Here is a 12,864-nt window from a genome sequence, read left to right on the forward strand (position 1 = left end):
ATGAAAATCAGAAAGGTGTAAGCGTGTGATTGTAAGCCTGGGAGAATAATTCAAGCAGCCGGTTGTAGTTTTCGGCTAACTCTTTTATGTGCGGATGATCTGAAAAGGAGGGATCATCTTCATGATAGGGTGAAATAACCCAGTGCATGGCATTGAGACTGTCAATAATTTGAGAAACTGGAATTGGTAAAGTGTCCATGGGATTCGGTGTTGTGGCCTGCCCTGTGGGAGGGCAGGCCTGGTTAATTACTTAGTTGTTTAACATTGAAAACCACCCCTCACTCATATCTTCAAGGGCTGTAATAAGGCCGTCAAAATCTTCGCTTTCGCCTAAAACATAAGCAACTTCGAATACATCGGCGACGGGTAGACCGTATTCTTCGGCCAGGTTGCGTAAATACTCTTCTCTTTCACTCATAACTGTATGTGTTTGATTGTTAATTGATTGTATTGCGCTCTGTGGAGCGCCTGGTTGCGACTGCGCGCGCATACGGATAAAAAAAGAATGAGAAAAAAATGAAAACTTAGGCAACAAATTTTTGTGCGTGGGAATAGAATGCAAGGCGGTGCACCTTGCAAACAGGATGGGGCGAGGGATCAAAATATTTTATACCCGTAAAAAATAAACACTGAATCAAAATATTTTGATTGGTAAAATAAATTTTATACCAATTAAAAAATGAACACTGAATCAAAATTTATTTTACGCTTGTACCAAATACAGACAAAAGATGCCACGTGCCACAACTTGCATTGCGGCGGTGAAAATAACTTTGACTAAGTTTTTATTTTTTGGATTACAGATTTAGTAGAATTGCTTTGAGAAGGGCGATCTGAGTGGGGGAAAATCATTGCGAAGCAATGTAAGAAATAGTGCGAAGCACACCATATATATATTGGATTATGGGTTGACGATTTTAGATTTGGAAAGCCTTTTTATAGAGGATAACAAAAGGTAATTTTAGGAGGGATAGATGGGAAAAGAGGCACGGTTAACAGAACCGTTGCGGCTTATTGGGATTTGATTTGCAAACTGACGGTATAGTATAATGTTGACCCACCTAAGATGAGAAAGTGTTAGATTACTTTATTGTGGCGTGAGGCTAAGACAAGCGCAGCCGCGAGAGGGATGGATAATTGCAAATTAGCTGTTAGGGGGAAATAAATACAGGCAGGAAAAAAAATGCACGAAAAGCAGCAAAGCGTAAAATTCTTCGTATATTTGCTGCAACATCAAGATTCACTTAAATGTGAAGCCTACCGAGCCGAGAGGCCACGGTGGCAAAAATGATGGGGGCATTCTGCCAAAATAAAGTGCTTGTTTACGCCCCTATCTTTTTTCTTGATGTAATGAAAATCAGGTTTAACCCTTTAATCATTACATTATGACAACAAAATTCAAAGAATTTATTGCGCCGTTTCCTCAGAAGGAAACGAAAAGAATTGAAACACCAACTTGCAATCCGCCCGGTGTTTATTTCCCTGATCCTGAAACGAAAAGGGATGAAGGCAGAATTACATCCATGCAAGTTGACTTTTCCGGAATTTATTCTTCCAGGAACAAGTTCAACATTATCAAGAATCATGAATTATACAGATATACCAGGAACTATATATGCGATATGCATGAGCATTATTTTAGCAATAATGACACAAGGGGTGAAGAAGAAAATAATATTGATGCTTTTACCAACAAGCTAAACCCTAAAAACAAGAAGAATGCGCAAAAACAAATGAACCAATGGAAAAATCTTGAAGGATTAATTCCCAAGCAATATTTCGAAGTAATCAATATTGACCCGAAAGTTTTAGAATGCATGCTGGAAGCAGATGCCGAAGATTATATGTGGGCATTAAACTCCAAACCTGAGATCAATTGCTACATTGTCAGGTATATGAGCGGGATGTACAAGGGATTGGAGATGCCGGCAACAAATGATGAGCAATATGCCATCAACTATATAAGGGCATACCAATTAAAAATGCCATTTCGCTGCTGCATCAACATACTTGATATCAAATCCATCTACCTGGAATTGGACAGTACGGTGCTGCATTACTATTATTATCCGGAATTTAGAATAGAAGGAGATTATTTCCGGTTCACAGGCAGCAATAAGAATAACGGAATGGTATTAGGGATTGGGGAGGAAAAAGAATTCGGGTTAAGCCTATTTGAATAATTAATATTAATCATACATATACATCATTAAAAAACACATTATGAAAAACTTAACTTACCAGATGACATCTGAATCAGTTTCAGAGGGCCATCCTGATAAACTTGCCGATCAGATCTCTGATACCATACTTGATGCTTACCTGGAGCAGGATGCTGATTCAAAGGTAGCCTGTGAAACTTTTGTGACACATAAGGGTGTGATCATTGCAGGAGAAATACACTCTGAAGCCAAAATAAGCAAGAAACAACTGGCAGCGCTGGTACGCCGGGTAATTGAAGAAACAGGATATACTCATGATTTATACGGATACGATCCTGAAGAAATATGGATTAAAAACTACCTGCATCAACAAAGCAAAGAGATAAGAGAAGGCGTTGACCTTGGCGGTGCCGGAGACCAGGGAATGATGTTCGGTTATGCATGCGATGAAACCAAAGCATTGATGCCACTGCCCATTTTCCTTGCACATCGTATAGTGGAAAGGCTTGCACTGCTGAGAAAAAACGGAAGTATCCCCTGGCTGCTGCCAGATGCAAAATCGCAGGTGACTATAAATTATGAAGGAGATAAACCTACTGGAATTGACAACGTGTTGGTTTCGACCCAGCATATGCCTTTTATGCTCAGTGGCGGAAGCTCATATCATGGAAGTGGAATGATGCGGCATGGACACTACAGCGGTGGAGCATTTTTAATTACAGAAAAAATGATAAGGGAAACTGTAATTGAAAGAGTGGTCAAACCATTGCTGAAAGAATACGGTTTTGCTGATACCACAAAATTTACCATCAACCCTTCAGGAAGTTTTACCATAGGCGGGCCTGCTGCAGATACCGGACTCACCGGACGAAAGATCATCGTGGACACCTATGGAGGAAGCTGCCCGCATGGCGGAGGCGCTTTCAGCGGAAAAGACCCCAGTAAAGTTGACCGATCAGGGGCGTACATGATGCGTTATGTTGCCAAGCACATAGTAGCAGCGGGGCTGGCCAGCCGCTGCACCACAATGGTTTCTTATGCAATAGGAAAAGCGGATCATACTGCACTATACGTAAACATGCATGGAACAGGAAAAGTTTCAGAAGCCAGGGTAATTGATGTTGTAAGTCAATTGTTTGACCTGACACCGCGAGGAATCATTGAAACACTGCAGCTTAAACACCCAATCTATCGAAAAACAGCCGCATACGGGCATTTCGGCAGAGACGGGTTCAAATGGGAAGAGCTGAATCAGGAAACAATCAACGAACTTCGTGGGCTTGCATGATGTAAAAATACCCATTAAAAGTAAATAGAAAATGAAAAAAAAATGGGAAGATATGTTACTGTTGGAATTACCAATTCCGAGTGAATTGTTGAAAAAGTCTGCCGTCGAAGCAGTAATTCGGCTTCAGGAACAATTCGATTTAAGAAATAAGAAACCAGTTAAATCAAGTTATGACGGATTCAAGTGGGTAAAGGCGGAATTAATTGAACATTCATTTGACCATCTGCAGTTTGCTTACAGGAACTGCATTTTTTCCGTTATGATTGAAATATTTGATCCGTGGGGAAGCTCTTTAACAGGAGATCAGCGCTATTGGTTCGTTGATAGATGCAGAAAATATAAACTGATACCATGCCTTTATAAAATAGAGTTCAGAGTAACTGAACCGGAACCTGTATTTTTTTTAAAGGCATACGAAAGAGGGAATTATGAATATGCGCCATTGGAAAGCAGCTGGAATTTATATGACCCGCTTTCGGACCAACTGATCGATCCTGAGCAAATTGCGGGCCTTACCCCTACCAGCATGTCAGAGTGGGAAATGCAGAGTTTTGCAATACAAGTTGTTTGTGAAGATCTGGAAAAGAACGGAAGCAGGATCATAAAATATTGCGACATTCTTGAAGTTGATCCACAAATATGGTTTGAAGATAAGGATGGCAATGCTAATTGGGTGGTTGTAAAACATATAGTTTCTGTCGAAGACCTGGATTACAGGCAATGGGTATATCTGGAAAAAAAGTGCCCTGAGATTGTACACTATGACGGGTATTTTGCGCCTGTTTTGTTTTACTCACAAAATACACGAAGTTTTAAGGAATTGAATCGAGGAGACCCGGTTATACCAAATTACAAGGGGCTGGAAAGAATTTATGTGTGTTAAATGATTGCATAAGCTGAATGCAATGATGCTTTATAATACGATTGAGCGAAGAGAAAGGCGAAGGTAAGTTATAAATTACGGCAAGGAGCAGCGGGCCTAAGGGACGGGATTTCGTAAAAACAATTTTGCTTTTCAAAAGATGCAGTGCAGCAATGATGCGGCAAAGCCATGTATTCACCTGGAAAGGAAGATAAAGACTATACAGGATAGAGATTGATATGCCCGCTATGACTGGCCACCCAATTGCTGTTTAGCAGGGTTGGATAATTGCAAATTATCCGATGTACCAAGCAGAAATGCAATTGCCACTTAGCGAGGTGCGTTGAGAAAAAAAATGTTATTGCAAATGTGTGCTTTAGAATGGACGGGCATCATCTTCTTTCTGTATTTTTTCTATTTCTTCTTGTGTTAGCCATTTAATATACTCGTTAACTAATACGCCATTCTCAAATATTAAAAACAGATCGCCTTCATAAACTGATGCGTATCCACCATGAACATAACTAACCATTTCACCCATTCCTACCCTTATTTGTCCTGTGAACCATTTCGCAAAAACAAATTCTTCGTCAGGGAATAAATATTCCATGCCTACTTTTAGGTAGTTAAGTATATAACCTTGCCATTCAATTAGAAAAAGTTTTCTGTTTTCAATAGCCCATTTGGAAGTATAACCTCTCCAACAACCAGTATTCGGTGCGACCAGTTTATGGGGTAATTTTGCCTTCTTAAGGTAACTCTCTAAAGGTTCTGCCGCCATATATAGCTCCTGTTTATTATAAATCAATATATCACTTGCTTGAGCTGTCATTTTTATGATTTTTAAAAGATTTTGGTGGCAGTGCTTTTTTACAACTATTTAACGGATTGGCGGTAAGTTTTTGTTGCCAATTTCGAAGCACTGTCCTTTCAAAATACACGAAAGTTTATTAGATGTAGAAACGCTGAAATCCGCACTGGCTCGGCAATAAAATATAACGCTTGTAACCGCCAGGTGTTCTTTCTTTCAGTCTTGTAAACCATTGTCATTATTCAGTTTCCGTGTCATTGTCAATTTTTCTTTCTTTCTTTTCTGTCAGCACGTGTGTCAGCGTTTTTTATTTTTTTAGTGTCGGCAAATTTTTAAAACAATTTCTCTCTGTGTGTCGGCTTTGCAAGCTCTTTGACAAAGCTTTGGTTGTAGCGTAGGCTTGTGGGGCTTTGGCAATGTGCTTGCAAATAGGGTTGGATTACTGAATGTCTTTTACTTTCCATTTTTTAATTTTTTCAAGAATAATTTTACAATAACCCTCTGCAATGTTTTTGTCTGAGTCCGATAAAAAATTTGGATTGTTGTGAGCTAATGGATTTCTTATTTTTCCTAAATGTTCAAAAATTGGTTTCCAATCATTCTTTTGCTTATCAAAAATGGATGAATACCAACTCCAATCTAAGGCAATAAACCTGTCAAACATATCCATCGGGTAAGTATAATCGACTAAATGATCAGAAGCTTTATCCCCGAATGATTTTTTATTGCGTAATTTCATTTCACGTTTATCTTGAATAAATGCCTCTGCTCCTTTTTGCTTATTCTGCTTGATATATTGATCTTCCCATACTTCGCCAAATTTCTCTAATAAATTTTGTTTTATTAATGCTCGTATTTCATTTTCTACTTCACTCCAAAGTGGCCAAATATCAATTGAATTTGACTTTATTAGTAAATAGTTATTAAAGTATTCCGAAAAACTTGAATAGTTTCCCAATAGGGTCATTGAAACAATATCATACTTTAATAATTTCTCAACATCTCTCTGAGTAATATCGTAAACTGGACCAACAATCATTTGCATTAACATTCTTTCTAAACCTTCGTCTCTCATCAATTTTATAATTGATTCGTATTCATTAAGCATTTTAAGATTTAGTTCTTTAATAACTAGCTCTGATATTTTTTCTAAGTTTGTTTCAGATTGTGAAATTTTATTGAATACTTCATGATTAAAGGCATCAAGCAAATAAGGGTGTGAGCCACAGTAGTGACTTGTTAGCGATATATACTGTTGAGAAACCTCTATGCCATTTCGTCTAACTCTATTCCAATAATCATCCTGATCGTTTTGATTAAATAATTTTAATCTTAAATCAGTAAAAATTTGGTAGAAGTTTGAAAGTGCTCCATTATCAGGCTCTAATTCTTGTATTGTTTTTCTTGAAATGGTTAATAGTGCTAACTTTGTATCAGGGTTGTTAGATACTTCTCTTAAGAATTGAAAATCATGGAGATCAAGGATGTTTTGAGCATTATCAAATTCATCTAGAACAAGGATTAATCTAAACCCATTTGACTTTAAAAACTTGAGAAGTTTTTTTATAAATCGTCTTTTTTCTATCTGATTTCTTGCATCATTAATACTTTTTATTATTGAAGTTAAATGAGCGACAAATTCTGCTGAATCAGTGAGTATTTCCACTAATTCCATTACTATTTCTTGAAAAACATCGTTGAGAGATGAATATTCCCCAAAAGAAATCCAAATTGGCAAAACCTTTTTTTTGATTAATTCTGCCTTTGTTGTGATTATTGAGTTCCAAGCTAAACTTGATTTACCAATTCTGGGTAAGCCCATAATTGCCATATTCCCATAATTGCAACCTAACAAACGGTTCTGAATAGTTTCAATTTCATTAATTCTACCGATGAAGCGTTCACCTGCAACGACACCGCCATAATCTCCAAAAGGATTTTTTCTTATCATTGTCATTAATTATTTAGTAACCACTCTTTGAATAACCTAACTTTAATTTTATAGAAGCCTGGCTGAGGGCAAGAAATAACTTCTCTTGTTTTAAGGTCTGAAAGAATCTGTTCTTCTTTCACTTTGTCACCAAGTTTGATGGAATCTCTGGAACAACTATCTAGGGTTTTTGAAGCAAATGCAATTTCTTTCAATGCTTTCAATGTATCTTCTGGATTAAAAGCATTTATGTCAGCATCACCAGCAGTAATTAAATTATCAAAATATTTAATATTAAGCGCTTGTTCCCCCTTAATAAATGTTTGGGCTACATCATCAACATCTGTTTCAATTACACTAATTGCTTTCATACTATTCATATACTCAACAAGTCTAGAACAAAATATTTGAATATAATATGGATTTGATGATGTATAATCAAGAATCAAATCTAAAGCTTTGCCTAAAAATCTACTTCGATTCCTCCGCTTATCCCAAATTGGTTCTTCAATTAGTTTAATTGCATCTTCTCTAGATAAATATGAAAGTCGAATGTCTTCTGCAATACCAAATTCATTTTGATAGTCCGCCATAAATTTTGGCATAATATCTTGTCCAATTAGAATTGATGAAAAAACCTTTTTTTCAACAAAACTTTTCCAGGTTTTCATAAATTGCTCTGATATAAATTCCTTTTGGATTGCCGTATAGATGTATGTAAACTCATCAATTAGGAGAACTAAATTCTTGTTTTCCCATCCCACAGTTGAAGCACATTCTGTTCTGAATACTTTCATGTAGTCATTAAAGATTATTGAAGGGGCTTTTTCTAACTCATCAAGAGTAGGTGCAAAAAATTTTGGTTTTACTCTATTATCCTTCGGTAACGCATCAAGAGAATCTTCTATTTCAGACAATACTGTGTAATAAAAAGTAAGAGGCGATAAATTCTCAACAATTTCTCCTAAGCTAAAGGAGATACAAAAAGTATTTTGAGATTGATTAAGCTGTTTTTTTAAATGATGTAAAACGGAGGATTTTCCCGAGCGCTTTTGTCCATATATTATAACACATTTAGAGGTTGATTGAAGAATTGAATTCTTAATATTGTTAATAAATTCCGTTCTACCAAAAAACATTTTCTCATCTTCAACTGCCCCGCTGCTTGTTGATCCTGAGTAAGGGTTGTCTATATGGTCAAACTCACTTTCAGAATATAAACGAATAGCTAGGTTTTCAGGGTATGAAGTGAGTTCTTCACTTCCTCTTATTTTATATATGAATATTACTTTCAAGTTAAATGCTCCTTGACCTCTTATATTTTGACTTACTTGAATCTTTAATTTAAGAGTTTTGTCATCGCCACCTTTCAAACTTTGATTACTCTCATTATTTTCCTGTATAAATTCGACCTCTTCTGAGTTGTTAATATTAAAAAGAAACCATGAGATAGGTGCGCTGCCCTTTTTATTGGAAACATTAATTGATACTGTTACAGTATTGTTATCATGAATTATAGATTCTCCTAAAACCTTAATACTTATTACTGGTTTACTTGTTTGGATAACAATCTTAAATTCCTTTTCAAGAAGTCTGCTAAGTATTACCAATTGGGGACGTAAAATGTTAAAAGAAAACTCAGTTGGACTTGCTTCTATTTCCGTGTGTAAAGTGTTGATTTGGCTTCCTACAATGTTGAAGTATCTTTCTTTATCTTCAAAAGCTGCTTGTGTATTAAATTCTATCAAACTTCTGAGGATATCATCTACGGAATTAATTCTGTGCTTATCGATATTTCCTAACCAATTTGGAATTGAATTTTTTGCAGATTCAAAGGCTTCTGAAAATGATTCTGTTGTTTTACTTTTACCGAGTGAATTAAACTTAGAACTGAATCCTTCCTTCTCTCTTCTTCTTTTATCAACTGCATCATTCCAGAGGTTTGAAAATCCTTCTTTATTTAAAAATTTAATTTCTTTAATTTCTAAATAATTTATCAGGAATGCTACGCAAGGTTTCTGATATGCCGGATTTTGAAATAGACGTGTAAGAAGTTGGGAAAATATTTCAGTGTTTGTAAGAAATAAATCAATTACTCCATTCCAAAAATTTAAACCTAATTGGATATTAAAAATTTCCTTAATGGTTTCGTCTATTGATTTATTCATCATTTTATATGACTCATAGGACGATAGTTGAAAAGAGTGTAAATAGATTGGAAGGTATTGACTTATTTTTCCATATTCTGTTGATAATTTGAATGCTTCTAATAAATAGAACCTAACAATATCAACTGGGTTGTTCTCGCTTGAAATATTTTGGCTAACAGCTAAACAATATCTTGATAACACAGAATTCAGTTCATCTTCTCTCTCAGGTTCAAGTAGCTCCATCAATTTTCCTTCTGTTAGTAAATAGGGGGCTCGTTCTTTTGGCCTTGCTTTACCAGCCTCTTCAATTAATTTTCGTAATTCTCTTAATGTTGTCTTGGTAAATTTTTCTTCACTGACAATTGCAGCAGGAACACCCGCATAATCACAATTAGCAAGTGCAAATTGTATGTGTGGACTTCTTCCACCAGTTAACGATGCTAATTCTGCTTCGTTAAAAATTGTTTCAATTTCATCCGAGATACCTTCTGATTTAATTTTCTCTAATGCTTCAAGTAATTTTTGACTTACAATATCACCAGGTTGTTTCTCGATTACTTTTTTTAAGTGCAATTCCGAAGCATCATAATCTTTTATATTAAAAAAGGAAACAGCAAGCCTTTTATCAACTTTTATTTTTTCAATTTCAGTTTTGGGCTTTACTTTCTCCAAATAAAAGATTGCTGTTTTATAATCTTTTTTTATTTCATAGAAGTAAGCCAAAAAGCTATTGGGGTCTGATGTTTTTATTAATCGTTGATATTTTAATGTTATTTGGATAGCTTCTTCAAGCTTACCTTCTCGTTGAAGTTCGTATGCCAATTCTTTAACTGCATTTTCGGTTTTTAAATTTGGTGTTTCAATTAATTCTAAAAAAAGTTTTTTCCCATTCTCTATATTTCCTCTTTTAATTTCAAGTTTTGCTTGGATAAATAAACTAGCTGCCGATGTTATAGAAAATTTCTTTTTATTGTAAACACCTTCAATAAGTTTCTTGAGTTTTAATGCTGGCTCGTAATCGTTTACTGCATTTAGTATAAAACTCAATATTGTTTTGGCTTCAATTATTTCATTCTTCTTGTAACACGCTTCAGCAAGCGATTGAAATTCTTCAATTGTCTTGGGTAAACAAACTGCTGTTGCTTTTAATTTCCCTTGAAATGATTTTATTAAACAAACTACTTGCGTTTCTTGTGGGTTTTGACTGTTCAGAATTTTCTTTAAGTCATCATCATAAACATCAGTGATATTAAAATAGTAATCTCTATTTTCATTGTCAGTCAAAAAACCAAATCTTGAACCGTATAAATTCTGCCCAAACCTTTTCAGGGTAGCATTTGCAGGGAGTGTTTGTTTGCCAGCGTCTGTAATAATTTTGTCTTTTAATTCCTGTAAATTTTGGAGAGAAGTAAAAGTCAAATTATGTTCTTTGATATGTTGACTAAGTGTATGTGGTTTTTGAGGTTGAACCTTAACTTTTGATGTAACAGGTTCTTCTTTCGTTGCAAAGTGTCTTTTTCTTTTTGGTTCAATTTTGTCTAAGTCAATCTTTCCCAAAATTGTTAACCCGATTTTGTTTTCGCTCTCTTTTTTTTCTGCATGAATTGTTTCAATGTTAACAACTTGTTGTTCGGTTGGCGTTATTGTGATTGGTTGCTCAATTTGCATGCTACTGATTATATCCCAGCCACCGATGAGTGGTTCAAAAAATCTTGATTGCGTTCCATCAGGATTGAGAACCAAAATATAATTCTCTCCAATTTCAAGAATATCTACTTGCAACTCTTTTCCTGAAGTGAGATAAAGTTTTACTTTATCAGATACTTTAATTTCTTTTTTTAAAATCTCAAACATGATAGTTATTTTATTTTATAAACCAATCATTTACAACGTGTAATGTTTCTTTTGCCCTTGTAACTGCCGTATACAGCCATTGATAAATACCTGGTTTTGGTATTCCGTGAATCTTATTGTCAAGATACAAAAATACTTCATTCCATTCTCCTCCTTGACTTTTATGGCAAGTTAAAGCATAACCATAAACGGCTTTTAAGGCATTCAAATATGGGTCTGTAAGCATTTTATCCTTAAAGGATTGGTCTTTTTGCTTGATTCCCTTTTCTTTCATTCGGTGGAAATAATCAATCATCAAGTCTTTATGTTGTTTGTTGTTGAGATTCGTGGAAATAGAATACAAAATGTCTTCAACTAATAGAATATTAAAAGTATGCTTTGAAACTAATTCCTGAACTTCAACCTGAAGAAATGATAATCCGCAACGAGATTCTTTTTTCCCAGTTTGTATTACCTTGACTAAATCTCCATTGACTAAGTTTGTCAAGTAGTTATTTTGAGTAACTAAAAGAATGTCGCCCGATTCAATTAAATTGGATGATTTACCCAATGCAGACCTAATTATTTTATTTAAATCTGAACAGTGCCGGTTTGTCTGGCAAATTAAAGTTGAGTATTCAAATCCGTTTTCCTTGATTTTTTGAATATATGAATTTACCAAACTAGCATGTGAGCTGTGAAGCGGAATATTAGAATGACCTTTTAACGGAAATGATGCAAATTTCAATGGCGGATTAGTTGTCTGTAAATTTCTCAATAATAAAGAAGCTGAAATAATTCCATTTGCAGAAGCCTGTCTGATAATTTCAGTTAGCTCAATTTGTTGAACTGAATGTTTGTATTTCTGCTCTAAGTATAATTTTGATAATGCTGGTGAAATATCTTGTCCGATTGGGGGTAATTGACATGGGTCACCTACAAAAATGAATTTACCCTTTATATCATAAGTCAATAAATCCTTTAATAACTCTCCACTACCAAATTTAGCAAACGAACCACCTTTATAAGGAATATCAGCGACCATTGATGCTTCATCAATGATGTAGATTTTTTCTGATTCCGCATCTAATGTTTTTAAGACGAAAACTAAACTTACTTGACCTTTATCATCAACGGCAAGTTTATCTTGCTTTGAACTCATAGATTCAAGGTCATCATCCAAATCTTTAAAAACATAGATATGGCTATGGATTGTAGTCGCTTCTGTATTTGTCTTGTCAGATAGCACCTTTGCTGCACGTCCTGTTGATGCTAATAAAGAATAGATATTCTCTTTCTCACCCAACCATTTGATAAAACCACTCATCAATGTAGTTTTTCCAGTACCAGCATAACCTTTAAGAATAAATATTTTGTCCGAACTTTCTTCGACAAAATGCTGTAACTCAGCGAATGCTTTTTTTTGCTGTGGTTTAAGTTCAAACTCAAAATATTTTTCACCTTCTTTCATGTAATTCCTATTCGTGTGTCAGCAAAATTGCACTCTTTGACAAAGCTTTGATTTCAGCGTTGGCTTGTGGGGCTTTGGCAATGTGTGCAATGTGCGTCGATAATTGTTTTAAAAAATGTGCGGTGGGCAAAAAATAAAAAACATTGGGTCGGCTTGAGTGTCGGCTCTTTCTTCTTGTCATTAATTCGTTTTTTTATCCTTTCAAAATGGTTTACTTTTCAATTTTATTTCTGTCGTTTCTGTCTTTTTACACTTGGCGGTAACGTGTTATAGGTATGACAAAGTCATACTATGCGTGCTGAAAATGGCTGTATATGTATGACGCCGATCATGTTTTATTTTTATTTACTTGTGAAA

At 35.2% G+C, this 12,864-nt stretch carries 9 protein-coding genes and 1 riboswitch; of the genes, 3 read left to right on the forward strand and 6 right to left on the reverse strand.

Annotation, left to right across the window (positions count from 1 at the left end; translation table 11 throughout):
* Window positions 1-7: 7 nt before the first annotated feature.
* On the reverse strand, window positions 8-199 hold the full coding sequence (locus IH597_01625; protein ID MBE0661139.1) for a hypothetical protein: 192 nt from the start codon (window positions 197-199) through the stop codon (window positions 8-10).
* A gap of 51 nt (window positions 200-250) precedes the next feature.
* Window positions 251-418: a hypothetical protein gene (locus IH597_01630; GenBank protein ID MBE0661140.1), complete on the reverse strand. Its 168-nt coding sequence runs from the start codon at window positions 416-418 to the stop codon at window positions 251-253.
* Between the two features lie 807 nt (window positions 419-1,225).
* Window positions 1,226-1,322: riboswitch (SAM riboswitch) on the forward strand.
* A gap of 63 nt (window positions 1,323-1,385) precedes the next feature.
* On the opposite strand from IH597_01630, the gene IH597_01635 reads away from it, so the two are divergent.
* From IH597_01635 to IH597_01645, 3 genes are read left to right on the forward strand one after another with little or no spacing between them, the layout of a single operon-like run.
* A complete protein-coding gene (locus tag IH597_01635; protein MBE0661141.1) occupies window positions 1,386-2,183 on the forward strand; it encodes a hypothetical protein in 798 nt (265 codons plus the stop codon).
* Between the two features lie 40 nt (window positions 2,184-2,223).
* Window positions 2,224-3,450 (forward strand): methionine adenosyltransferase, encoded by a 1,227-nt coding sequence (locus tag IH597_01640; GenBank protein MBE0661142.1) that lies wholly within the window; start codon window positions 2,224-2,226, stop codon window positions 3,448-3,450.
* Between the two features lie 31 nt (window positions 3,451-3,481).
* The gene (locus IH597_01645; GenBank protein ID MBE0661143.1) at window positions 3,482-4,333 is read left to right on the forward strand and encodes a hypothetical protein; all 852 of its coding nucleotides are present in this window, start codon (window positions 3,482-3,484) and stop codon (window positions 4,331-4,333) included.
* A 355-nt stretch (window positions 4,334-4,688) separates the two neighbouring features.
* Here the strand turns inward: IH597_01645 and IH597_01650 are convergent, their stop codons facing one another.
* From IH597_01650 to IH597_01665, 4 genes are all read right to left on the reverse strand, one after another.
* The gene (locus tag IH597_01650; protein MBE0661144.1) at window positions 4,689-5,144 is read right to left on the reverse strand and encodes a hypothetical protein; all 456 of its coding nucleotides are present in this window, start codon (window positions 5,142-5,144) and stop codon (window positions 4,689-4,691) included.
* Window positions 5,145-5,562: 418 nt separating this feature from the next.
* Window positions 5,563-7,074, reverse strand: coding sequence for an ATP-binding protein (locus IH597_01655; GenBank protein MBE0661145.1), 1,512 nt, complete (start codon window positions 7,072-7,074; stop codon window positions 5,563-5,565).
* 5 nt (window positions 7,075-7,079) lie between these two features.
* The gene (locus IH597_01660) at window positions 7,080-11,057 is read right to left on the reverse strand and encodes an AAA family ATPase (GenBank protein ID MBE0661146.1); all 3,978 of its coding nucleotides are present in this window, start codon (window positions 11,055-11,057) and stop codon (window positions 7,080-7,082) included.
* Window positions 11,058-11,067: 10 nt separating this feature from the next.
* Window positions 11,068-12,507 (reverse strand): AAA family ATPase, encoded by a 1,440-nt coding sequence (locus IH597_01665; GenBank protein ID MBE0661147.1) that lies wholly within the window; start codon window positions 12,505-12,507, stop codon window positions 11,068-11,070.
* Between the last annotated feature and the right edge of the window lie 357 nt (window positions 12,508-12,864).

Source organism: Bacteroidales bacterium (assembly GCA_014860575.1).
In the GTDB taxonomy this organism is placed as follows: domain Bacteria; phylum Bacteroidota; class Bacteroidia; order Bacteroidales; family JAAYJT01; genus JAAYJT01.